At 68.9% G+C, this 22,482-nt stretch carries 20 protein-coding genes; 12 read left to right on the plus strand and 8 right to left on the minus strand.

Annotation, left to right across the window (positions count from 1 at the left end; all coding sequences use genetic code 11):
- Window positions 1-10 precede the first annotated feature (10 nt).
- A complete protein-coding gene (locus IPG50_17340; protein MBK6693950.1) occupies window positions 11-940 on the plus strand; it encodes a LamG domain-containing protein in 930 nt (309 codons plus the stop codon).
- Between the two features lie 193 nt (window positions 941-1,133).
- Complete coding sequence (locus IPG50_17345; protein MBK6693951.1) at window positions 1,134-2,369, plus strand: sigma 54-interacting transcriptional regulator; 1,236 nt, start codon at window positions 1,134-1,136, stop codon at window positions 2,367-2,369.
- Window positions 2,370-2,391: 22 nt separating this feature from the next.
- Here IPG50_17345 and IPG50_17350 read toward each other — a convergent pair whose 3' ends face one another.
- The 4 genes from IPG50_17350 to IPG50_17365 form a co-directional block, all read right to left on the minus strand.
- Window positions 2,392-2,799, minus strand: coding sequence for a group II truncated hemoglobin (locus IPG50_17350; GenBank protein MBK6693952.1), 408 nt, complete (start codon window positions 2,797-2,799; stop codon window positions 2,392-2,394).
- 13 nt (window positions 2,800-2,812) lie between these two features.
- Entirely contained in the window at window positions 2,813-3,706 is an 894-nt protein-coding gene (locus IPG50_17355; protein MBK6693953.1) for a hypothetical protein, read from the minus strand.
- Between the two features lie 82 nt (window positions 3,707-3,788).
- On the minus strand, window positions 3,789-4,289 hold the full coding sequence (locus tag IPG50_17360) for a hypothetical protein (GenBank protein MBK6693954.1): 501 nt from the start codon (window positions 4,287-4,289) through the stop codon (window positions 3,789-3,791).
- A gap of 65 nt (window positions 4,290-4,354) precedes the next feature.
- Window positions 4,355-5,848, minus strand: coding sequence for a hypothetical protein (locus IPG50_17365; GenBank protein ID MBK6693955.1), 1,494 nt, complete (start codon window positions 5,846-5,848; stop codon window positions 4,355-4,357).
- A gap of 171 nt (window positions 5,849-6,019) precedes the next feature.
- On the opposite strand from IPG50_17365, the gene IPG50_17370 reads away from it, so the two are divergent.
- Window positions 6,020-7,231 (plus strand): hypothetical protein, encoded by a 1,212-nt coding sequence (locus IPG50_17370; GenBank protein ID MBK6693956.1) that lies wholly within the window; start codon window positions 6,020-6,022, stop codon window positions 7,229-7,231.
- Window positions 7,232-7,259: 28 nt separating this feature from the next.
- Here IPG50_17370 and IPG50_17375 read toward each other — a convergent pair whose 3' ends face one another.
- Window positions 7,260-7,811: a hypothetical protein gene (locus IPG50_17375; protein ID MBK6693957.1), complete on the minus strand. Its 552-nt coding sequence runs from the start codon at window positions 7,809-7,811 to the stop codon at window positions 7,260-7,262.
- Between the two features lie 218 nt (window positions 7,812-8,029).
- Here IPG50_17375 and IPG50_17380 point away from each other — a divergent pair, with 218 nt between their 5' ends.
- Genes IPG50_17380 through IPG50_17415 form a run of 8 tightly spaced genes read left to right on the plus strand, consistent with a single transcriptional unit; the run spans window position 8,030 to window position 18,438 of the window.
- Entirely contained in the window at window positions 8,030-8,752 is a 723-nt protein-coding gene (locus IPG50_17380) for a hypothetical protein (protein MBK6693958.1), read from the plus strand.
- A gap of 47 nt (window positions 8,753-8,799) precedes the next feature.
- Window positions 8,800-9,930: an acyl--CoA ligase gene (locus IPG50_17385; GenBank protein MBK6693959.1), complete on the plus strand. Its 1,131-nt coding sequence runs from the start codon at window positions 8,800-8,802 to the stop codon at window positions 9,928-9,930.
- Window positions 9,931-10,176, plus strand: a complete 246-nt coding sequence (locus tag IPG50_17390; protein MBK6693960.1) for an acyl carrier protein — start codon at window positions 9,931-9,933, stop codon at window positions 10,174-10,176. It abuts the gene before it with no gap.
- Complete coding sequence (locus tag IPG50_17395) at window positions 10,169-11,095, plus strand: iron-containing alcohol dehydrogenase (protein MBK6693961.1); 927 nt, start codon at window positions 10,169-10,171, stop codon at window positions 11,093-11,095. Before IPG50_17390 ends, IPG50_17395 begins: the two co-directional genes overlap by 8 nt.
- A complete protein-coding gene (locus tag IPG50_17400; GenBank protein ID MBK6693962.1) occupies window positions 11,092-13,362 on the plus strand; it encodes a hypothetical protein in 2,271 nt (756 codons plus the stop codon). Before IPG50_17395 ends, IPG50_17400 begins: the two co-directional genes overlap by 4 nt.
- On the plus strand, window positions 13,359-14,117 hold the full coding sequence (locus IPG50_17405) for a hypothetical protein (GenBank protein ID MBK6693963.1): 759 nt from the start codon (window positions 13,359-13,361) through the stop codon (window positions 14,115-14,117). Before IPG50_17400 ends, IPG50_17405 begins: the two co-directional genes overlap by 4 nt.
- Window positions 14,114-15,085 (plus strand): glycosyltransferase, encoded by a 972-nt coding sequence (locus IPG50_17410; protein MBK6693964.1) that lies wholly within the window; start codon window positions 14,114-14,116, stop codon window positions 15,083-15,085. Before IPG50_17405 ends, IPG50_17410 begins: the two co-directional genes overlap by 4 nt.
- A 41-nt stretch (window positions 15,086-15,126) precedes the next feature.
- Entirely contained in the window at window positions 15,127-18,438 is a 3,312-nt protein-coding gene (locus tag IPG50_17415) for a serine/threonine protein kinase (protein ID MBK6693965.1), read from the plus strand.
- A gap of 52 nt (window positions 18,439-18,490) precedes the next feature.
- Here the strand turns inward: IPG50_17415 and IPG50_17420 are convergent, their stop codons facing one another.
- The 3 genes from IPG50_17420 to IPG50_17430 are packed head-to-tail and all read right to left on the minus strand — an operon-like array spanning window position 18,491 to window position 21,032.
- Window positions 18,491-19,249 carry an endonuclease/exonuclease/phosphatase family protein gene (locus tag IPG50_17420; GenBank protein ID MBK6693966.1) on the minus strand — a complete coding sequence of 253 codons (759 nt, stop codon included), beginning with the start codon at window positions 19,247-19,249 and terminating at the stop codon, window positions 18,491-18,493.
- Window positions 19,250-19,276: 27 nt separating this feature from the next.
- Window positions 19,277-20,485, minus strand: a complete 1,209-nt coding sequence (locus IPG50_17425; GenBank protein ID MBK6693967.1) for a methyl-accepting chemotaxis protein — start codon at window positions 20,483-20,485, stop codon at window positions 19,277-19,279.
- A gap of 31 nt (window positions 20,486-20,516) precedes the next feature.
- Window positions 20,517-21,032, minus strand: coding sequence for a PAS domain-containing protein (locus IPG50_17430; protein MBK6693968.1), 516 nt, complete (start codon window positions 21,030-21,032; stop codon window positions 20,517-20,519).
- A 333-nt stretch (window positions 21,033-21,365) separates the two neighbouring features.
- Between IPG50_17430 and IPG50_17435 the strand changes: the two genes are divergently transcribed.
- Window positions 21,366-22,460: a hypothetical protein gene (locus IPG50_17435; protein MBK6693969.1), complete on the plus strand. Its 1,095-nt coding sequence runs from the start codon at window positions 21,366-21,368 to the stop codon at window positions 22,458-22,460.
- Window positions 22,461-22,482 lie beyond the last annotated feature (22 nt).

Raw genomic sequence — 22,482 nt, forward strand, 5'->3', positions numbered from 1 at the left:
GATGCGCTCGATGCGGCTGAGATCGGTTGCAACCGAAGCACTGCGAATTCGCGCTCGAACCGCGACGTGGGCGCTCGCATTGGCGCTCGCCGCAGGCGGCTGCACGTTGCTCGAAACGATCCCTGACCTCTCGCACGGCATCACCGGCCAACCCGGTCGCGACGGCGCCACCGGTGACGACGCGGCGGGCGATGCAGCCTTGCTGGATGGCGCCGGAGGTGGCGACGCGGGGAGCGGGGGTGACGCGACGCAAGACGGCGCGCAAGCGACCTACCCGCAGACCGTCACAAGCGATGCGCCCCTCGCGTACTACCGCTTTGCGGAAGCCTCCGGGACCACCGCATTGGACGAAGGAGGGCTTCGACCGGGCGCTTACAACGCGGGCGTGACGCTCGGCGCGGCAGGCGCCATCGCGGGAAACGCCGCGGTGTTGCTCAATGGCACCAGCGGGGGCGTAGACGCCGCCAACATCGATTTCACGGATCGCGCCCCGTTCACCTTCGAGACATGGCTCAACGTGCAGACGATCAAGAGCACCAACCAGATGCTCTTTCAGCGGGACCTGTCCTCGGGCGGGCGCCAGCAGTTCGGCGCGTACATCAACTCGACTGAGGGGCTGGTCTGCGAGCGCTGGGTGGCGGGTAACGGCGTCTTCGCGCGCTCCGTCGGCCCCGGTGGCGTGGGGATCGAGAGCGGAACCTTCGTGCACGTGGCCTGTGTCTACGACGGAAGCGAGCTCAGGCTCTTCAAGGACGGAGAACTGCTCGCGTCGACGCCCGACACTCGCAGTCAAGCGGCGAAGGTCGGCACGAAGCTCTCCATCGGCTACGACGACGTCGGCCTGAGCTATTTCGGCGGCGTCCTCGACGAGTTCGCGATCTACGACAAGGCCCTCTCGGCGACCCGGCTCAAGGCGCACTTCGACGCACGGGCGCGGTAGGTGCCATCGCTTCGCGAGCCCCGGGCCCCGACGCGGGCGTATACTCCCGCGCGCCCGGGCATGCTTCACGCGAGTCTCCCATGACCTGCGCGTCGCCCTCGGCGAGCTCGACGAACTGCGCTTCGGGCGCGGGCGCGAACGAGCCTTCACGACGACCGGACGCACGGCCGAGCTGCTCATCCCCGACCCGCGCATGTCGGGAAAACACGCGCGTCTCCGGCGGCTCCCCGACGGCACGTTCCTGCTGGAAGACCTGGGCTCGACGAACGGCTCGTTCGTCGCGCAGCAGCGCGTCGAGAGCTTCGCCTTCGCCGGCGGCGGCGAGCAGGCGTTTTTGCTGGGAGCCACCGCGTTTCTCTACGCCGAGGAAGAGACGGGCGCAGGCACGGCCGTCGTCATCGACTCGGCATCGCGCAAGTCGCGGCCGCGCGGCATGGCGACGCTGGTGCCCCATCAAGACGAGGCGATGCCGCGCCTCCTCCGCGTCGCACTGTCGACGTTGCCAATTCTGCTGCTCGGGCCGAGCGGCTCCGGAAAGGAGGTGCTCGCTCGAACGATCCACGAGATCTCCGGCCGCGCCGGCCCGTTCGTCGCGATCAACTGCGGAGCGCTTGCGCCGGCACTCGTCGAGGGTTTGCTCTTCGGCCACGTGAAAGGCGCGTTCTCGGGCGCCCTCAAGGACGAACCGGGCCTCATCCGCTCAGCCCATCAGGGCACGTTGCTGCTCGACGAGATCGGCGAATTGCCCGCGGCCGCGCAGGCCACGCTCCTGCGCGTGCTCCAGGAGCGCGAGGTCCTCCCCGTTGGAGCGACCAAGCCCGTACCGGTCGACGTGCGCATCCTCTCGGCGACGTTGCGGTCCATCGACGAGAGCCCGAACTTTCGCCCCGATCTCTACGCGCGCATTTCAGCCTTCGTGCACCGCATTCCGCCGCTCTGCGAGCGAAAGGCCGATCTCGGTATCCTTGTCGCCGACCTCTTGCCTCGCGTGGCGCCGGAGCAAGCGGAGGTGACGCGCTTCGCGCCCGAGCTCGTCTCCGCCCTTGTGGCTCACGACTGGCCGCTCAACGTCCGAGAGCTGGAGCACGTCTTGTCGGTGGCCACGGTGACGGCGACCACGGCGCTCCTTCGGATGGAGCACGTTGGCGCCGCGCTCACCAAGAGCGTGAAGCGCGACCCAGACGCCGCCAAGGCTCCCTCAGGAACGCCCAAAGGCCCGCCCAAGAGCCAGAGCGACGACGACGAGGACGGCGACGTAAGCCGCCCGCTCTCGGAGGCGGAAGAGAAGACGAAAGCCGAGCTCGTGGCGATGCTCGAAAAGACGAGCGGGAACGTGAGCGAAGTGTCACGGCTCATGGGCAAGACGCGCATGCAGATTCATCGGTGGGCGAAACGCTTCGGCGTCGACCTCGAGAGCTTCCGCAAGTAAGGCAGAGATCCCTTGGATCGACTCAGCCTTCGGTGTTGCGCATGAAGTCGGCGACCTGAGCGAAGCGCGCGTCCAGGAACTCGCGGACCTCGCCGGTCACGCCGTGCGCGTCCATCGCGCGCCCCATGCACCGAAGCCACGCGTCACGCATCGCGAGGTCGACGAGGACGCGTCCGTGGCGCATGCGAAGGCGCGGGTGTCCGTGAGCCGCGACGTAGTCCTGCGGTCCGCCGAGCCACCCCACCAGGAAGAGCGCGAAGCGCTCGCGGGCGCCGCGGTCGATGTGGCCCTCGGCCGTGAGCGGGTGGAGCTTCGCGAGACCCGGCTCGCCCTCCTCCATCACGTCGTAAAACGTCTCGGCGAGCCGAACGACGGCGTCACGTCCGCCGAGGCGCGTGAACGGGGAATCGCTCTCCGTAGGAACCCACACGAGGGCCTCCCGCTCAGAGTTCGCCGTAGGCGCGCGAGATGACCCGCCGAGCCACGCTCTGGATGCCCGTGTGCTCGAAGGGACTCGTCGTGAGGTCGAGCGCCGCGGCGATGGTGTCGAGCTTGTCGTCGGCGACCTCGAGGCCGCTCTTCACGCGATCCCAGACACTCTCGCGAGTGAGGCCCTTGTTCGCGACAAAACCTTCGAGCGTGCCCTTGGCGGCATCGAGGTTCGACACGGCCAAGGCGCGCTGCTCGGCGATGGACGAGCCCGGCAAGAGGCTCACGATGCGCGAGAACCGACCGTTTTCACCGAAGAGGTCGTCGCTGGCAGACTGCACCATGTCGATGCTGCGCGAGAGAAAGTCGGGGCCCAGCGGCAGGAGGCCGTCGAAGCACACCCAGGCGGCGATGCGAATGGCGTCTTCCTTGGCCGCGTTTCCCAGAGACGAGGCGAAGTCCCCGATGCTGTCGCCGGGGATTCCCGCCGAATAGCAGAACGCCGCAAGCTCCCCGACGAGCTTGAGGGCCGCGTCGATGGCCTGCGTCGTGTCGGGCTTCGGCGTGATGTCGGTCAAAAACGAGAGCCACTCGAAGGCCTCGCCGGTCTTGTTGGCGAGCGCCGCCGCGCCGGCGAGCGTGCCCGTGTCGTCGATGAGGCGGTAGATCTGGACGGCCCGTTGGTAGCCGTTGTCGGGGTTCGCGTAGAGGGCGATGGCTCGCTCGCCGACCTGCTGGATCAGGCCCTCGTCGCTCTCGCCGGTCACGTCACGGATCATGTCGTCCATGCGCGTGATGTTCTGCCACTCACCGGGAACCACGTAGTCCAAGAGCGACAAGACGCGGGTCGTCATGCTCGACGACGGCAACGCCTCAAGGACCTCGTGAATCATCATGTCATCGCTCATGGTCGTCTTTTCCGATGCTGGCTGAGGGGCTGGCTGGTGCGGGGCTGGCTGGTGCGGGCTGATCGTGCGTGTGCGTTGCGGGTCAGAGCTTGGCCAAGCCCTTGAGGTCGAACTTCTCGAGGAGCGCCTTGCGAGCCGCCGCGTCGAGCGATGGCGAGCTCACCTTCGCTTGGTATCGTCCGACCAGGAGCGCCGACTGCTTCGCCCCGACCGTCACCAGGGGGTACTCGCCAACCTTCTCTTTGGCCTCTTCGAACTTCTTCTTGGCTGCAACGTCGCCCTCCGTATCGGAGATCGACAGCGTGGCGAGCGTCGCGCCGTCCTTCTTGAGGTCTGCCTGTGCGAAGCCGTCCTTTTCCTGCGTGAAGACCCGCGAGGCCCCGCCTTCCCCGTCGGCCGGAAAGAACTTGTTGAACTTCCCGCCTTCGGTTTTTGCGGGAGCGGGCGTCTCGGCAGCGGCAGCCGACTTCGCCGCCTGTCCGGCCTGGTCCCAGCGCGTGGGCTCCTTGCTGCAAGCCAGCGAAAACGCCAAAGCGAACGAAAGCGAGAGGCCGGCTGTCCGAGCCATGAAACGCGTCTTCATGACCGCGTTCTACCTGCCAACGGCGCCTACGGTCGATGCTTTTCCTCGTCGCCGGCTCGCGGCGCTCAGAGGGCTCCCGCGCGACGAAGGAGCGCCGCCACGTCGATGTCGGCCGGCGTCTCCGGGCCATAGTCCGCCCCCGTCGCCGTCACGGGCTCGCGATCGATGACGTTTCGATTGCGACGCTCGAGGTCGAAGCGCTCGAGGTGCTCTCGATCGGCCGTGGGGCACGACGCGAGCTCGGCGCTCGCCGAGGGATGCGCGCCCCAACGCATCTCCACGCAGTGGTACGGGTCGAAGGAGAGATCGTAGACACGTTGGGCGATGGCCTCGAGCGACAAACTCACGGGAGCGCCCGCGCTGTTGGTGTAGCTCACGTGACAGGCCGCCGAAGCCTGGTGGGCACGCCACGCGGCGCCGAGCGCTTGGAGCATCGCCTCTTTGGCGGGGCCGCGGAGGGGCGCGAGCGCAGTGGTCACAAAGGTGTACAGCGCACGAAAGCTCGCGCGCAGACGGGCATCGCGACTGGGCGTCGAAAAGGCCTCCCAGTCGCCTTCCGCCGCATAGATGTTCGGCGGCAGCGGGCCGAGCGGGAGCGCTGCCGTGGCGCGCGCCGCGTCCACCGATGCGATGCGTGCGTTCAAGTCGACGCAGAGCTGATCGAGTTTTTCGCTGAACTTCTTGTCGGCGCTCTTCGCGGTGCCGCCGAGCGCCGTCGTGAGCCAGTCGAAGTAGGCGTTGCCGTGGCCGTATTGCTCCTCGCCGTAGTCCGCGAGCTCGTCGTTGCGCGACGCGGACACGCTCCCGAAGAAGTCGACGGCCTGCGGCCGGAAGTTCCGGAAGCCTCCTCCCTGGGCGCGGCCCCCGACGGCGTAGGCACCTTCGGCGAAGCGACCGAAGGTGAGCGAGTTGTCGGGGTGACCGTCGATGGTCCAGATGCTCCCGTCGGCGTCGACGCGGTAGACGATGAGGACGTGCCCGTTGGGGTCGTAGTAGACGGTGCCAGGCCGCAACGATGCGCGGCTCGGCTTGATGGGATAGGTGTCCGACTCCTCAACCTCGGGAGCCATTCGAAAGAACCCGCTGTGGACCGAGCCGGAGATGCGCGTCATGAGGCTCTGCATCGTGCGCGAGCCGCCGGCGCTGGCGAAGGTCAGGGGGTGGTTGCCCGCCGAGTAGCGTTGGTCGGCTCCTGTTCCTTCGATGCTCGCGACGTAGCGAAACGGACGCCGCGTCTTCACCGCGAAGTAGGCGCGGAGCTCCATGGGGACGTCAGCGCAATCGGCGAACAGATCGAGCGGCGCGTCGGTCGCGGCTTTGAGCGAGTTGATCGACGGATCGTTGATGCACTCGTTGAGCTTGGTGCAGCGCCCCTCCGCGCGCGCCGTTCCGAGCCTGGCGATCCAGTTGGAGAACGCCCGCTCGGCGGCCGCATCCCAAGGGCGCGTCCCTTCCGTGAGGGCGTCGGCGAGGTCGTCGGTCTCCGGCTCCACGCTGCAGCCGGAACCGAGGGCCACCACCAACATCGAGCCAAAGAGGCCGCTCTTGAGACGTCGCATGTCCCCCTGGCAGCAACGAACGTGCCGGACGACGAGCGCGCGCCGCTGCGGGTTTTTCCTTGCTCGACAGGGATCGGTGTCACCTCGATCCACGGCGAGGGGCCGCATCCGCCGTGACCAAAACTTTTTCCGCCAAGAGAACCGCGAGGCCAACGCTGCTAAGGTTCGTGCATGCGCCGTGTCTCCCTCGCTCGGGCCTTGCTCGTGGGCCTCCTCGCCTGCGGCTCCACGGCCTCCGACTCGCTTGCCCCGACGACCGGTGAGACGCCCGACGCAGGTCCCGTGATCGTCGCACCGCCCGTCGACCGCGACGCCGGCGGCATCGTGCGCGGCGACAGCGGCGCGGACCTCACCAAGGACACAGATCAAGACGGCGTGCCCGACGCCGTCGAGGGCACCGGCGACGACGACGGCGACGGCAAGCCGAATTTCGACGATCCCATCAACGACGGCTTGCCGGCGGCCATCAAGCTGATTCCCATCAGCACCAACTTCACCAACCCCGTAGGCATCGACTACCACGAGCCCACCAACTCGGTGGTCCTCTCGGTGAACTACAGCACCGGCTCGCCGGTCGGCTTCGAGCGCATCGAGTTCGACGGAAAGCACTACCCGTTCTCGACCCTGAGCGGCCTCACGGAGGAGGTGAAGATCGCGACGGCCCGCTCCGGCAACCCCGGCGGGTTCACTGTCGGCGATCTGTTCGTTGGCAACGGCAACGACGGCGAGATCGCCCGCATCACAGCGGGCGGCGCGTCGGTCGTGAACCCCTGGGTCACCCTCGCCGGCGACAACAACGGGCTGATGCGTGGCTCGCTCTACGTTGACCGGACGGGCGTCTTCGGCGGCGATCTACTGGCAGCCACGACGCTGGGCGAGCTGTGGCGCATCACCGCCGCGGGCGTGGCGACTCGCGTCGCGCGCGTCGACGGCGTGCATTTCGAAGGACTCGTGGTAGCGCCCAACAAGCCCGCCCGCTTCGGGCCCCTCGCCGGCAAAGCGCTCGTGGGCGCCGAGGCGCAAGGTCTTCTCTACGCCTTCGGAACCGATGGCCAGTACGTGACCTACACGCTCGGCGTCAACGTGGAGGACATCGACCTCAACACCGGAAAGGAGAACTTCTTCGGCGTCGACTACGCCGCCGCGAAGCTGCTCGGCGCCGATCCTTCGCAGTGGGGCACGATGGTCGGCGACGTGATCCTCACGCAGGAGTTTCCCGCGGCTGGGACGTCAGGCCTCTTCCGCCTCAAGTGGGACGGCACCAACGTCGTGGCTCAGTTGATCCCGCTCACGGCCGACTCGGCGCCAGTGTCGCAATGGGAGCACGTCACCTTCGCCGCCGCTGGCATCGCCGAGCTTCCTCCCGTGCCGGTCGTGCGCTGACCGTCCTTCTCTGACGGAGGGCACGCGCTCAGAAGAAGCCACCGCGCGGCTTCGGACAACCCGGGAAGCCGGGGATGATGGCCGCGCCGAGGTTCAACTTGTTGTCGCAGCCGATGCCTTCGTAGAGCGTCAAGACGGTGCTGCACACGGCCGGATCGCCCAGCAACGAGACGCCTTGGCAGGCGTAGGTCTCGGCTGTGCATGCTTTCGGAAACGAGCAACAGATCGAGAGCTTCGTGCACACGGTGGCGGGATCGTGCCTCGGCGGCGCACCGGTACCGTTGCCGTTGCCGTTGCCGCTGCCGCCGTCTCCGTTGCCAGCGTTGCCATTCGGTCCGTTGCCGTTCGGGTCGTTCGCGGCGCCGTTGCCAGGTCCGGCGTCGGTGCCACTGGCACCTCCCGTCCCCGGCCCGGTCCCCGCTTCGCTGCCCGTGTACGTGCTCTGCGAGGACGACTGGCTCTGACGGTCGTCGTCTCCGGAGCCCTGCCACGGCGGCAGCTCGTCCTTGCCAGCGCAAGCGCTCGCGAGGATGCCGACGGAGACCAAGACGGACAGGTTGAGCGCGGCGCGTACGAACATCGCGTCGCCTCCTTCAGGGATCGTGCCGACGGGAGCCCGCACCCTGGTGCGGTGAATCGGCCCGGAACGCGTCGCTCCCCCGCGAACGGCCGCAATGCGGCCCAATTCGGCCGGTTCGCGGGCGATCCGCGGGGGATCACCACGTCGTCGATTGAAGCCTCGCATCGATATTTCTGCGACGGCGCTGCGCCTCACGGCTCCTCGGAACGGAGCCAAAGATGACCACGCAGAAATCCATCCTCACCGCTTCCGTCGCTTTCCTCGCCCTTCAGAGCGTCGCCTGCGTGCAGAACCTCGCGCCGCCGGCCGCACCGCCGAAGGTGACCCCGAGGCTCGACGATGACCTCCCCGAGGCGACGCGCGGACAAGGTGTGGTCGTCATCGGAAGCCCCGACGCGAAGGCACGCGTGGACGTCGTGCAAGGGACCTACGCGGCGAGCGGCTTCGCGCGCGGGGTGTACGTCTCGGCCTACGGCGTGGCGACAAAGTCCGTGTGCGAATCGACGCCCTGCGCTGTAGTCCTGCCGCAAGGCGAACACAGGCTCACCTTCCGCGGCGTTTCAGACCAGGGCCGCGCCGGCGTGGCCGTGGTGAAGGTCGGGCGCGATCCGGTCGCGCTCAATCACACGATGGGCCAAGCGCGGGGCCTCGGCACAGTGGGCACCACGGGCTTCTGGCTCTCGGCTTTGGGTGCGGCGTCGCTCGGCACCGGTGCGTTGCTCTTGGCCGTCGCGCCGTCGACGGAGCCGAACTCGAGCCTGCGCGGCACGGGGCAGACCATGGCCATCGCCGGTGGCCTGGGCCTCGGCGTCGGCTTGACGATGTTCTTTCTCGATCGCCCCACGCATCAGGAAGGCTCCTCGGTGCAGTTCCGAGTGACGCCGGCTACGAGGGCGACGGAGCCGGGCGGCCTGGGCGCCTCGACGCTGGCGTCGCGGTAGCTCGCGGACGCACCACGTTGCGCCGCGTTCGGTTGTAACCTCGGGACGTGAGTCGCGAGGAGCTTGTCAGAGCGCTCGATCGAGCCTGGACCGGCCGCGCAACCTTCGCCGTTGGGCAAGACGCTCTCACGGAGACCACGGGCCTACCGGCCTACGGGACGGAGCACTTCCTGCTCAACACGTCGGGCTCGACGGGGCAGCCGCGCCAGGTCGTTCTCGCGAAGACCCGCGCCGAGGCGCTCGCTCGAACGCTGACGGCCGCGCAGGGCGGCGACGCGGTGGAGGCGGTCGTGCTCGCGCTGCCGCTTCACCACGCTTTCGCGCTTGTTAACCAGTGGCTTTGGGCCCGCGTCGAGCGAAGACCGCTCTTTGTCACAGAGGGACTTGGGGAGCCCGATTCGCTCAGGCGCGCGCTGGCCGAGGCGCCCCAATCGATGCTCTGCCTCGTGGGGGGCCAGGTTCCCATGCTCCGACGACTGTTCGCGACGGACTCGTTCCCGCGGGTGGCGAGGCTCCATTTCGCCGGAGGTCCCTTCCCGGCAGCCTCGCTCGCCGAGCTGCGCCGCTTCTTTCCGCGAGCGCTCCTCACCAACAACTACGGCTGCACGGAGGCCGGTCCGCGCCTCACGGTGCAAAGCGTCGAAGACGCAGGCGACGTGGACAACGTGGGTCGACCCCTTCCAGGCGTCGAGCTTCGCGCCGACGACGCGGGCGCGCTTCGCTTTCGGAGCCCCTACCGGTGCGTCGCGCTCGTCGACGACGGCGCGCTCCGCGCCGTTCCCGATGACGAGTGGCTGCCGACCGGCGACGTGGGGGAGATGGAAACGGACGGCACGCTGCGCCTCACGGGAAGGAGCCACGAGGTGTGGAAGCGCCACGGCGAGAAGGTCTCCCTCGCCGAAATCACGGCCGCCGTCGCACGCGTTTTTCCGGGCCAGGCGGCGTGCCTTCGCGAGATCGACGCCGCCGGCGAGCCGGGCTACGTCCTCGTCGTGGCGCCCGCACCGGAACCGTCGGAGCTTTCTGCCATCCTCGCGCTGTTCCGTGAACGCCCCCGCGCCACGTGGCCTCTTCGCATTGAAGCGACAGCGTCGATTCCGCTCTTGGACCATGGCAAAGTCGACGGAGCGGCGCTCCTCGCGTGCGGCCGACGAGAAGTCTTTCGGCAGAGGATCTGAATGACCAACAAGGAAAAGCTGCGCGCCCTCTTGCTCGACGTCTTCTTGCTCGAGGCCAGCGAGTTCTCCTTCGAGCTCACGCGGAGCGACGTTCCCACGTGGGACTCGCTCGGCCTCGTGTCGCTCGGGGTCGGCGTCGAAGAGACCTTCGGCTACCACATGACGCCCGCGGAAATCACGGCCATCGGTAGCGTCCCGGAGCTTGTGACCCTCCTCGCCACGAAGGGCATCGCGTTCGATGATTGAGCTCCCGCCGCGGTGGACGCTCCCGGAGCTGCGCGAGCGCGCCGGAGCCGGTGCCGTTGTTTGGGCCGGCGCGCGCGGCGCGGCCTTTGCGGCCAAGGCGCTCCCCTTCCCCGTCGTGCCGATGGATGCGCCGCTCAACGCCGACGTCGACACCATTGTCGCCATCGGCGGCGGCGCGTTCCTCGACGCCGCGAAGCTCCGCGCGTGGCGCATGGAAAGCCGACGACGCGTCGTCGCGGTGCCAACGCTCTGGGGCAGCGGCGCGGAAGCCTCGCCGATCGCCATCGAGCGCGCCGCCGGAGCCCGACAGGTCGTCGTGGACGACGGCCTCGTGCCTCGCGCCGTCGTCTACGTGGCCGAGTTTCTCCAGAGCGTCGACGCTCAAAGAGCGCTCTCTGCCTGCGCAGACGCGTGGGTGCACGCCGTGGAAGGGTTCGCATCGCCGCTCGCGAACGACGACGCTCGAGGCGACACCGCGGAGCTCATGGCGCGCATGCTCCGCTTGCCGCTCGGCGTCGATGTCGAGTGGTTCGAATGTTCCGCCACGGCGTGCGTGGCCCAAGCGCACGCGAGCGTGGGCCTCGTTCACGGCATGGCGCATGCTCTCGAGGACGCGCTCCTCCTCGCGGGGCGCACCGAATGGCATCACGCCCGGCTCGTGCGCGCGTTCTTCGCGCCCGTGCTCTTCCTCAACCGACGTAGCCCGTCATGGGCCGCGCGCTTCGCACACCACGGCGTGGACCTCGGAGCCGTCGAGTCGGTCGCCCAGAAGCTCTTCGTCAAAGACGACTACGCGGCGCTCGTCCCCGAGGTTGCCGCCGCGTGGGGACGCATCTTGCGCGACCCCGCGACGCGCACCAACGCAGTCCTGCTCCGGGCCGGCGACCTCGCGCATTTCGAGCAGTGGGGTTCGTCGTGAGCGCACTCCTGATGGGCGCGCCCTACGGGCCGCGCGACGATGCCGCGCTCCTCGCCGAGCTCACGGAGCTCACGCGACAGCACCGGGCGGGCTGCTCCGAGTACGCCCGCATCGTGGGTCCCGAGACCACGATCGAGAGCTTCGACGACCTGCCGTACTTGCACGTTGGGCTCTTCAAGCGGCTGTCGCTCTCGACGACGCGTCCAGGCGTTTCGCGAGGGCGCACGCTGCTGTCGTCGTCGACGACGGGAGCAGCGCCGAGCGCCATCGCCCTCGACGACGCGAGCGCGGCGCTTCAGGGGCGCAGCGTCGCGGCGATCCTGGGCGAGTTCGTCGGCGCCGCGAAGCGGCCCCTTTTGATCGTGGACGACCGCCGGAGCTTGCGCGGCCCCCACGTGGCGGCGAGGACGGCCGCGGCCTTGGGGCTCCGCGCCATCGCGTCGGATCTTCATTTCGTTCTCGATAGCGCGTCGAACGAGATTCGTTGGGACAAGGTTAGGAGCGTCCTCGAGGGGCACGCGAGCGTGCTCGTCTACGCGACGAGCGCGGTCCTTTGGCAGCGCTGGGCAGAGGGAAAGCCTCCGCCCGACGTCGCGGCGCTCCTCAAGCAGCGCCAAGTGACCTTCGTTCACAGCGGCGGCTGGAAGCGGCTCGAGCGCGCCGCGGTCGCGCGCGACACCTTCGACGAGACCCTTCGCGGGGCCGCTGGCGCCGGCTCGTCGGTCGTCGACTTCTACGGCCTCGTGGAGCAAAACGGCGTCGTGTTTCCTTTATGCGAAGGTGGCGTGAGGCACGTACCGCGCTTTGCGCACGCCATCGTTCGCGACCTCCGCACCCTCGCGCCGACGCGCGAAGCGGGGCTCTTGCAGCTCATGAATCCTTTGGCGCTCGGCGCCCCGTACCACAACGTGTTGACGGAAGACCTGGGTCGCCTCGTCCTAGGCCCCTGCGCGTGTGGACGAAAGGCACCCGCCTTCGAGCTTCTCGGTCGGCGAACGTCAGCCGAGGTTCGCGGCTGCTCCGACGTGGCGACGGCAGCGCGCGCCAGCACGACCGCCAGCGGTCCGCGCGAAACGGCGCGGGCCACGACGCGGGAGCGCCTCGGCGCGTCGTCGTCGTTTCAGCCGCACGGCGCCGGCACACCGCTCTCGCTCCTCTCGCCTCACGACGTCGGACGCGTCCTCGCCGATTGGGAGCGCTTGGCCAAGCGAATGGCTCGCTACAAGGCCGACGACTTTAGCCGCGACGACTGGGCCTACTTGCTCCGCTTCCTTCGCGAGGCCCACCTGACCGTGCTCCTCAAGGAGACTTTCCCTCTGCCCGAAGGCGAGACGCGTCGCTACTTCAAGCCACGTTCGCCCGTCGGCGTTTGGCTCCCGAGCAACGTGACGCTCTTGGGCCCCTTGTTGGTGATCCTCCTCAGCCTGGGCGGCGCCACCGCCACGCTCAAGGTGAGTTCACGCGGCGCGGACCTCACGAGTCGTTTCGTCGCCTTCGCGAAGAGTGAGCTCGGCGGCTCGGAGCTCGGTGGCTACCTCTCGTCTCGAATCTCGGTCGTGCGAATGGACCGCGACGACGCGCGCAATCGCGAGCTCGCAGCGCGGGCGCAGGTTCGCGTCATCTTCGGAGAAGACGGAACGGCGCGCTCCGTGGATGCGCTCCCGCATCCCGTGGGCAGCCTCACAGTCGCGTTCACCGATCGCGCCTCGGAGGCGTGGCTCACGCCAAGTGCGGCGCTCACCGCCGACGTGCAAGACGCCCTGCTTCGAGTCTTCTCCGTCTTTGGCCAGGCGGCGTGCACGGCCCCGCGCCGAGTCGTCCTCGTAGGCGGCGACGCGGCGGCGGCGGCGCAGTTGGCGCGAGGCCTGGCGGAGCGCCCCAACGAACGCGCGGCCGCGTTGGCCGACGCGAGCGAGCGAGTCCTCGCCGTAGAGGAGGCGCGCGCCCACGGTTTTTCCGTCGTCGACTCGACCGGCGGCCTGGTCGTCTTGCACGGCCCGCCGCGCCTGCCGCTGGTGCGAGGCCGAGCGGTGCTCCACGTCACCTTCGCGACCGAGGAGGAGGCCCTCGCGACGACGCCGCCGAACCTTCAAACAATCGGTGTAGCGTACGGAAACGCTCGCATGGACGAGAGCCTCATCCGAAAGCTCATCGAACGGGGCGCGGCCCGCATCGTTCCCTTGGCACGCATGCACGACTTCGCTGCCGAGTGGGATGGCATCGAGGTCTTGCGGTCGCTCTTCGACGTGAGCACCGTCGACGCATGATCCGCGAGCACGCGGCCAACTCGACCTGGTGGGGCGCACCGGTCGGCATCACGCATGACGCGTCATGGCTAGAGCTCGGAGGGGACGAGCGCGAGCGGCTCTTCGGGCCATTCGCGTGGGTGGAGCTGCGTTGTGCGCTGGACGACGCGCCGTCGCCGGCGCTCTTGGCGGCGGCGGGCTTCTTTTGGATTGATACGCAGGTCGAGTTTCGTATCGCGCTCAAGGGCCGGACGGCGACGGTGCCAGCAGAACGCAGCGTCGATGCGCTCTCGGCCGTCTTCGCCGACGAGGCGCCCTTTCGAAGATCCTTTGACGACGCGGCGCCCTTCACGTGCGAGCGCTACCTCGCGTTGCCCGGCGTTGATCAGGCGACCCTCGACGCTCGCTTTCACGCGTGGGCCACGTCGCTCAAGAGCGCGCACCCGGCGCACGCTTTGGAGCTGCGTCGCGGCGACGACGTAGAAGGGTGGTTCCTCGCCGAGCCGCGCGCCGGCGCAAGTGACACGGTGGCGCTGACGCTCGCCATGGCGACCAAGAGCAGCACGTCATCGGGTCTCGTCCTCTACGAGCGCGCCCTTCGCGCCTTCGCGTCGCGCGGCGCTCGCCTCGGCTCGGCGCGCTTCAGCGTACGAAACACGCCGGTCCTCAACGTCTACGCGGCCCTCGGCGCCCGCTTCACGAAGACCATCGGCTGCTGGGCGCGGCTTGGCCGCAGCTACGCGCCGCCCGGGCCCCCACGAGGGAGGCCGTCATGACGCAACGGCCGCGCGTGTCCGTCGTGATCCCGGTGTGGAACGGCAAGGAGTCTCTGCCCGAGCTCCGAGCGAGGCTCGCGAAGGCGCTCGACGCGAGCACCGCAGCCTACGAGCTTCTCTTCGTCGACGACGGCAGCGTCGACGGGAGCTTCGCCCTCATCGAGACCCTCGCGCGGGACCACGGCACGGTGCGCGGCATCTCGCTCTTGCGCAACTACGGACAACACGCGGCGCTCCTCGCCGGTGTGCGGCACGCTCGCTACGAGATCGTCGTAACGATGGACGACGACCTCCAGCATCGGCCAGAAGACGTCCCCGCGCTCATCCAAGCCCTCGACGACGACGACGTCGATCTCGTCTACGGCGTCTCCAAGAACGACGAGCACGGCCTCTTTCGCAACGTCGCGTCGCGCATCACCAAGGCGTCGATGGCGTCGGCCGTCGGCCAAGACATGGCGCGCGCAGCGACCGCCTTCCGCGCCTTTCGGCGCGAGCTCCGCGCCGCCTTCGAGGGCGCGAGCGACCCCTTCGTGTCGCTCGACGTGCTCCTGTCGTGGGCCACAACGCGCATCGCCGTTCGAGAGACGGCGATGGCTCCGCGCAAACACGGGCGGAGCGGCTACACCTTCCGCGCTTTGGTGCGGCACGCCCTCAACATGTTGACCGGCTACAGCCTCGTTCCGCTGCGCCTCGTCACGACGATGGGCTTCGGCCTCGCGCTCTTTGGCGTGATCGTCTTGGCCTTCGTGCTCATCCGGTACTTCGTCTCCGGCAGCACCATTCCCGGGTTTCCCTTCCTGGCGTCCATCGTGGCGCTCTTCGCCGGCGCTCAGCTCTTCGCGTTGGGCGTGCTCGGCGAATACCTCGGGCGGATGCACTTTCGCAGCATGCAGCGGCCGGCCTACGCGATTCGAAAGGTGGTCGGCGACAGGCGCGAAGGAGAGGCGCCAGACGCTGCCGACCGATAGCGCCTTTTGGCGCCGTCTTGCGATACCCTGCTCGGTCCGCCATGCTCTCCCCCCAAGCAGAAGAAGCGCTCGAGAAGCTAACCGCGCTCATCGTCATGGCGCCCGACCTCGAGGTGGCCCTCCGCGCGCACTGGCACGCCGGCGGGCGCCACCACGACGAGCGGGCCGCGGCCCTCTCGGAGGAGGCTGAAGCGCTCGCCGATGCCGTCGGGCCCGCCTTCGCCCAAGCCTCGCGCGACGACGCCAAGGCCTTGGCGAAGGTCTTCGACGCGGGAGCGGCGAAGGTCCTCGTGGTGTGGTGCGCCGCCAGCACGTGGCGCCGCGACGCGGTGATCGCGCCTTTGCTCCGCCACCTCGCCACGGTCGCGGAGCACAAAGAGCACGTGAAGGACATCGCGCGCTCACGCGTCGTCGAAGGTCCGCTCGGCGACGCGTTGGCCTGCGGGCCGCTCTTGGGCGACGGCTCCGAGCTGGCGCTAGGCATCAACGAGGAGGCGCGTGCGCGACTCCAGATCCTCATTTGGGAGGCCGGCGCGAGCGCTCGCGAGGTCCCCGACCTGGGCCCGTGGCTCTGGGGTTCGGCGGAGACCTTCGAGACCATGATCCGCGGTCCTGCGCGCGGCACGCTTCGCGGGCGCGTGCTCGCCGCACGTTGCCTCGAGATTAGCGTCGGCGGCATGCCGCCCACGACCGACCCGGAGCTTGTGGGTCGCACACTCCAGGTGCTCCAACCGCTGCTCTTGCACCCGGAGCCGCTCGTCTGGGTCCACGCGGCGCGCGCCTTGGGGCGCCTCACCGGCTCGCTCGAGCAGATGGAGGGGACGCTCCTCGATTGGGTCCTCGGAGAGTCACGGCTGTTGAGGCAGCGGGCCATGACGGCCTTCGCGTCGCTCCCGGCGGCGCGCCTCACGTTCCTCGCGAGCCAGCTCCAGGCCATCATCAACGCCCCCGACGAGGAGCCCTTCGTCCTCGCGGCGGTGGCCGCCGCGACGCCTTACCTCTTCTTCGAGCGACGTGATCTTTGGGACAAGCTCGCGGCGCGGATCCTCGCCGGCGACGGCGGCGCCGTCGCAGCGCGCGGCCTCGCGCGAGGCCTCGCGACTTTGTGGCGACGCGGGTCCCACACCGCGGACATCGAAGTCCCGCTGCGGGCCCTGCGAGAGCTCGGACGCAGCGCGACCCCTGAGACCCTCGATGAAGCGCGCCGCTGGACCGAGGTCATCGCGGTCACCGATCCCGTCGACGCCGCCGAGCGTGATCCGCTCGACGTCGAGCTTGGCATCGAGAACCTCGTGCGCCTCGCTGCGCAATACGACGACGAGGCCGCCGACGCGCGGGCCGCACACTTCGCCGTGTCGCTCGCGGCGACCTTCGAGGAGGCGCGGCGCATCACCATCAAGTCGCGCCGCATGCGCCAGCGCGCCGCGGCGATGAATGCTCTCGAAGGTTGTGCCCGCGCCTTCGCCCTGCGCCTGTGGGCGCCGCTCTTGACGACGCGTCCCTCCGGCGAGCCCATCGAAGAGCCGGAGCTCGAAGAGACGTGGCAGCTCATCGCGCGAGCGCCGGCCGAGCTCTTGGACCTCGTCAAAGAGCAGCGACACGAGGGTGGCCACAGCGAGATCGACCTCCTGGAGGTGCTCGCCATTCGCCTCGGCGGCTACGCCCTCGACGCTTGCGGGGAGGACGCCGACCTCGGCCCGGGCCGCGGACCAACGGCGCACGACACGTGCCTCTGGCTGCGCAAGCTCGAGGGCCTCGCCGACGGCTCGCGCGAGCTCCCGGGCCCGCTTAAGGGTGCACTGTCCACGCTTTTCTGGCGTCTCGTCGACACCACCCGGGGCACCTCGCTCGGCGAGGTCGACGACGTCCAGTGGCTCGGCCCCTTCGCCGCCTGGTGGGCGCTGGTCATCGACCGACCGGCCATGCTCCTCCAGCTCGCGACGGCGCTGCCGATGATGGAGCAAAGCGCGCTCACGCAGTGCTGCGAGCAGGCCGAGGCGCTCCGCACAGCGCTCTCGGCCGGCGCCGCCGACGGCGCTTGGGGCGCCGCCGCAGCGAAGGCCCTCGAGTCACTTCACGCCGGCGGCACCGAGCTGGCTCACGCGCTGGCGGCCTTCTCTCGGGCGCTCGCGTCATTCGCCGCGGCCGCCGGCCCCAAGCCCAACCTCGAGGCCATGTGCCTCGAGCTGGTGCTCGCCGCCGATCGCCTCCACGGCGCGCTGGCCAATCCCGTCAAGGGACTCCACGGCGCCTCCGCCGAGCCGGTGGACGATTCGCTGGCGCGACGGGAGACGGAGAACGCGCCGCGCGTCGCCGCCCTCGTGGCGCGGGCGGTCCGCGGGCGGGACCTCTCGATGCTCGACGTGTGGCTCGCCTCCTTGGGGCCCGTGACGTCGGCGCTCCTCGAAGCGTCGGTGAGCGCGGCCATTCGGCGCACGCCGCCGCCGCCCCCCAACATGAAGAAGAAGGAGCCCAAGATCATCGAGGGCTACGAGCTCATCAAGCCGCTCGGCGAGGGAGGCATCGGCACCGTGTGGCTCGTTCGCAAGCCCGGCGCCGACCGTCTCTTCGTCCTCAAGATCCCCAAGGCCGACGCCCTCGAGAACGCCAACGACGTGGAGCGCGACGGTATCCTCGCCTCGTTCGTAGAAGAAGCGAAGGCGCTGGCGGGCCTGTATCACCCGCACGTCGCCAACATCATCGACCGAGGCGTCTCGGGCAACGTGCCGTTCTTGGTGCTTGAGTACTTGATTGGTGCAGACCTCAAGCAATACGCCGCGGCCCGCCCCATGACGCTCTTTGAGCTGCGGCAAGTCGTCTCCGAAGCCTGCGCGGGCCTCGCGGCGCTGCACCAGGCCGGACTCGTGCATCGGGACATCAAGCCAGCCAACATCTGGCTGCGGCTCCCGCTCGCCGGCGGTGAGCGCTTCGTGGCGGAGAAGCACCGAGATCCTGCGCACACGCCGCCCCTCTCGACGGTCGTCATCGACTTCGGAATGGTGCGCGCCATCCGCGTACCGGCGTCGGTCGGTGGGCGCTTCGTCGCTGGCACCGCCGGGTACATCGCGCCGGAGCAGGTGCTCGATCCCGTCGAGCTCGATGTCCGGTCCGACGTCTACGCCCTCGCCGGTACCATCTACAACGTGACCACGGGCCGCGCCTTCTTCGACGAGATCGAGAGTCCGCGCGATCGCATCATCGCGCACATGAAGCGCGAGCCCTTCGAGAGCGCGGAGCGACTCCGCACCTACCCGGCGGCCATCGCGAAGCTCCTGCGGGCGGCGACGGCGATGGACCCGCGCGATCGCCCGTCGCCCCTCGAGTTCGGCCGCGCCTTCGCGGCGTCGTTGTAGGGCAAAGCCGATCGGCCGAGCGTCACGAGTCGCGCCGGGCCAGCTCAGCGATTCAGAGCCCGCAGCCGTCCGGCAGAAGGAGGTGGCCCAAGACCGGTTCGTGATCGGAGAGATCGGCGCCGTCGGCCAACTCGGCGCTGACCGCGCTTCCGCCAAGGGTGAGGATGTGATCGATGACCGAGCCGGGGTGATCCCCGATGGCCCGGCGAGTGGGACGCGCTCCGTCGAGCGTCGCGAGCCGGATGCCTTCGCCGAGGGCCTCGCAAACGATCGCCGACGGCGCGTTGAAGTCGCCCATGAGCACGGACGTGCCGCCCTTCTTGCGAATGAGGGTCGCGAGTGCGGCGAGCTGCTCGCCACGGCGCGGCCCATAAGAGACGTGGGTGTTGATCACGAGCAAGCCGCCCTTGAGCTCAACCGCAAGGAACCCCTTGCCCGGATCTTCGGCGAAGCTCGCGCCTTCGCATCCACCAGAGCCAGCCGACGGCCCTCGAACCGCGGTGACGAGGAGCTCCCCGGGGTCTTCGAGCGGCGACGCCCCCTCCACGCGAAGGCGCGGCACACGAGCGTGGCGATGCGAGAAGAGCGTGGCGTCGTCGCCCAAGGCGTCGGCGAGGCGGGCCAGTTGATCGCCGCTAACCTCCTGCAGGCACACGACCGAGACGCCATCGCGCAGCCAGCGAGCCACGCGCGCGGCGATGGCGACGTTGCGCTCGCGCTCGACGGGAAACGCCTTGACCGGCTCCTCACCCCAGTTGAGCGCGTGAGTGTGGTGGAGCACATTCCACGTGAGCACGTCGAAAGAGGCCATTGGGACCATGGTACGCCATGACGCGGCTCATCCCTCGCGGAAGCTCCGCAAGAACTCGTCGACGGAGTTCTGGAGCGACTCCGACTGACGCGAGAGATCGAGGGCCGCTGACTCGAGCTCGTGTGCCGCCTCACCGGTTTGCGCTGCCGCTTGGCAGATGTGGTCGACGTCGCGGGTCACCGTCGAGGTCCCGCGGGCGGCGAACTCTACGCTCTGGGCAATCTCCTTCGTGGCAGCGCTTTGCTCACTGACGGACGTTGCAATGGTGGCGACCAACGTATCGATGTCACGGATGGCGCCGGTCATGGTTTCCATGGTGCGAACGCTGTCGTCCGTGCCACGGCGAATCTCGGCGATCTTCGCCTCGATCGTTTCGGTGGCCCGCGCCGTCTCGAGGGCTAGGCTCTTCACCTCCGACGCCACGACGCCGAACCCCTTGCCTGCTTCACCGGCGTGCGCCGCCTCGATGGTGGCGTTGAGCGCGAGGAGCTTCGTCTGGTTCGCTACGTCTTGAATGAGCTTCGTCACTTCCCCGATGCCGCGAGCGGCCTCCGCGAGAAACGAGATGCTGCGACACGCCTCGGCGGCGCGTCCCACGGCGGCGGTCGTCTTCTCGGTGGCCGAGACCACTTGCTGCGCCACGCCGCGAAACGACGCGCTCAGCTCTTCGGCGGCGGAGGCCACGGTCTGCACGTTCGTGCTCGCCTCTGCCGCTGCCGTGGCGCTCGAGCGCGCAGCCCTCTCTCCCACCGACGCGGTCTCCGTGAGGGTGCCCACGGAGGCGCGCATCTCGGTGGCCGCCGCGGCGACCGATTCGGCGACATGTTTCACCTTATCCTCGAAGCTCTTCGCGAGCATGAGGTTGCGCGCTTTGAGCGCTGCGAGCTCTTCGCTGCGGCGCCCCATGCGCTCCGTCGCCTCGGTCATGACCTTCGCCGCGTGCCGGTAGGCTCCGCGCATGCCACCTTCGATGATGCGTCGATAGAACTTGTCCTCGGCGACGTGCTCCAACGAGGCCGTCGCCTCACGAACGAAGGCGTCGGACACGTCGAGCAAGCCGTTGACCGCATGCGAGAGTTCGAGAAGATCCTGGTCCTCGGGCAGACCGATGACGCGCGCCTCGAGGTCGCCCGCCGCCGCGCGGCGGCACACGGCGGAGATGTCGCGCACCACGGCGCGAAGCGCCGCGCTCGTGGGCGGCGGCGGCTGGGAGGGGAGAGAAATCACGTTCGACATGGAGACCTCGGGAGCTTGCTGGCGGTTGAGTTCAGAGGGCGAACATCAGCTCGTCGTAGCTCTTGCCGAGCGACTCGAGCGACTTCACGAGGAGCTTGGTGCCGGCCGCGACGGCCGACGCCTTGTCGCTGTGGCGCGCCTCTTCTCGACGGAGCGCGCCGTAGAGGTCGCTCATGACGGCGAGCGGCTTTTCGCGAGGGACGCGCCGGTTGGAATGGAAGCCGATGATCTTGGCGTGCTCGTCGAAGCTCGGCGTGACATGGGCGAAGACCCAGTAGTGATCGCCACCTTTTGCCAGGTTGATGACATAGGCGAAGATCTCCTTTCCGCTTTGAATGCGCTGCCACAAGAAGTGGAAGACCGATCGCGGCATGTCGGGGTGACGAATCAGACTGTGGGGAGCGCCGATGAGTTCGTCTTCCGTGAAGCCGGAGACGCGCATGAAGACTTCGTTGGCGTAGGTGATGCGGCCCGCGATGTCGGTCTTGCTGACAATGAGCTCGTCGGGGCCGAAGCGGCGCTCGACGCCGGTGGGGGCGTTTCTCATGGTTCTCCTTGGAGGCGGGGCCCGCCTCCTCGGGCTTTGAGAGCACCTCGCGTGCCGAGTGCGATGAGCACGCGGCGTTCGAGACTTGCAGCCCGACGCGTCAGAGGTCGGGCCGATCGCGCGACGGGAACTTGACGCTCTGTCGGGGCGCTGACGGCGACGACGGCGTCTCGTTGCGACTTTCTCCGATTCGCGAAAACCTTGCGCTCCGACTCCTTCAAGATGTGCGCCGCCGACCGCACCGAAGCGTAGCGTTAGCCGGCACGAGCCAAAAACATGGCCGGGGGGCCGCGTTTCCGTGGCTCGACCACACGGTGTAGTCTGCCCCCCTCGATGCTCCGGCGCCGCGCCACACTTGCGACCTTGGGTGCCGTGGTGGCGGTCACCATCCTCGCTTGCGTGGACCTCGACGCGCTGGGCAGCGGCGGCGAGCGACCGAAGGACGCGGGCGGCGCCGCCGAGCGCTTCTGCGGCCCCGATGCGGGGGCCCTGTTCTGCGACGACTTCGACGAGCCGGAGAGGCAACCGGGCGACCTCTGGCCGGGCTTGCCGGGGATTCTGCCGAGCCCGTCTGTGGCAGGCGCCGCCGGCTTCGAGCGCGTCTCGGCCTCCGTGGGGCGAGTCCCCGCCAGCTCCGCGCCACACGCGGTGTCGTTCTTCGCGCGCTACGAGCCGGGTGAGCCAAGGCCTCTCGTCGCATTCTCGCGAGCCTTCGAGGTCGGAGAGGTCAACGGCGGCGCCGTGGTGCTCTCGGCGGATCTCTTGCTCGAAGAGCTCACCGAGCTCGGTGACGCCAGCGCCGACGCCGCGGTCGCCGACGCGCAAGGCGACGCGCAAGGCGACGCCAGCGCGAGCGATGCAAGCAAAGACGCGGCACGCGACGCGCCCACGGACGCGCCGAACGATGCGCCCACCGACGCGACGCAAACGGCGAGCGATGCGGCGGTGGCCGAGGATCCGCAGCTCCCCATGCCGCACGTCTCGGTGGCGGGACTCCTCGCCGTCGGCGGGCCCGGCAGCGGCGTCGGCGGCGCCCAGCTCACGCTCACCAACCCACCGACGGGCGCCGGCCTCTACTTGGTGACGGGCAACGACAACGCCACTGTGCGCCGGGTGCGGGTCACGACGCTGAACTACCTGCGAGCCGCCGACCTCGCCTGGGTGCGCGTGTTTCTGGTCGCCGGGACGCCCGATGCGGTGCGGGCTTTCGCGAAGAAGAACGACCAAGTCGTCACCTGCCCCGACACCCCGGCGGTCGCCGCCGCGTGGGCGTCGTTGCCGCCAGGCCAGGCCACCTGCATCGCAAACTCGGCGAGCTTCGTGGACCTTCCAAAGCAGCGTGTCGCGGCCACCATCGGCTCGCTCGTGGAAGCGCCGTCGACCGTTCGGCTGCGCGTCGATAGCGTGCGCGTCGACGTCCTTCGCTGACGCACGTTCACAGTTTCCTTCG

The organism is Myxococcales bacterium (assembly GCA_016703425.1).
GTDB lineage: Bacteria > Myxococcota_A > Polyangia > Polyangiales > Polyangiaceae > JADJCA01.

What these genes read in the sequence shown, in the direction of transcription:
- IPG50_17415 (MBK6693965.1), top strand. Translation starts at nt 15,127, where the DNA reads ATGCTCTCCCCCCAAGCAGAAGAAGCGCTCGAGAAGCTAACCGCGCTC.
- IPG50_17380 (MBK6693958.1), top strand. Translation starts at nt 8,030, where the DNA reads ATGACCACGCAGAAATCCATCCTCACCGCTTCCGTCGCTTTCCTCGCC.
- IPG50_17410 (MBK6693964.1), top strand. Translation starts at nt 14,114, where the DNA reads ATGACGCAACGGCCGCGCGTGTCCGTCGTGATCCCGGTGTGGAACGGC.
- IPG50_17420 (MBK6693966.1), bottom strand. Translation starts at nt 19,249, where the DNA reads ATGGCCTCTTTCGACGTGCTCACGTGGAATGTGCTCCACCACACTCAC.
- IPG50_17360 (MBK6693954.1), bottom strand. Translation starts at nt 4,289, where the DNA reads ATGAAGACGCGTTTCATGGCTCGGACAGCCGGCCTCTCGCTTTCGTTC.
- IPG50_17375 (MBK6693957.1), bottom strand. Translation starts at nt 7,811, where the DNA reads ATGTTCGTACGCGCCGCGCTCAACCTGTCCGTCTTGGTCTCCGTCGGC.
- IPG50_17395 (MBK6693961.1), top strand. Translation starts at nt 10,169, where the DNA reads ATGATTGAGCTCCCGCCGCGGTGGACGCTCCCGGAGCTGCGCGAGCGC.
- IPG50_17340 (MBK6693950.1), top strand. Translation starts at nt 11, where the DNA reads ATGCGGCTGAGATCGGTTGCAACCGAAGCACTGCGAATTCGCGCTCGA.
- IPG50_17390 (MBK6693960.1), top strand. Translation starts at nt 9,931, where the DNA reads ATGACCAACAAGGAAAAGCTGCGCGCCCTCTTGCTCGACGTCTTCTTG.
- IPG50_17430 (MBK6693968.1), bottom strand. Translation starts at nt 21,032, where the DNA reads ATGAGAAACGCCCCCACCGGCGTCGAGCGCCGCTTCGGCCCCGACGAG.
- IPG50_17435 (MBK6693969.1), top strand. Translation starts at nt 21,366, where the DNA reads ATGCTCCGGCGCCGCGCCACACTTGCGACCTTGGGTGCCGTGGTGGCG.
- IPG50_17425 (MBK6693967.1), bottom strand. Translation starts at nt 20,485, where the DNA reads ATGTCGAACGTGATTTCTCTCCCCTCCCAGCCGCCGCCGCCCACGAGC.
- IPG50_17370 (MBK6693956.1), top strand. Translation starts at nt 6,020, where the DNA reads ATGCGCCGTGTCTCCCTCGCTCGGGCCTTGCTCGTGGGCCTCCTCGCC.
- IPG50_17365 (MBK6693955.1), bottom strand. Translation starts at nt 5,848, where the DNA reads ATGCGACGTCTCAAGAGCGGCCTCTTTGGCTCGATGTTGGTGGTGGCC.
- IPG50_17345 (MBK6693951.1), top strand. Translation starts at nt 1,134, where the DNA reads ATGTCGGGAAAACACGCGCGTCTCCGGCGGCTCCCCGACGGCACGTTC.
- IPG50_17405 (MBK6693963.1), top strand. Translation starts at nt 13,359, where the DNA reads ATGATCCGCGAGCACGCGGCCAACTCGACCTGGTGGGGCGCACCGGTC.
- IPG50_17355 (MBK6693953.1), bottom strand. Translation starts at nt 3,706, where the DNA reads ATGAGCGATGACATGATGATTCACGAGGTCCTTGAGGCGTTGCCGTCG.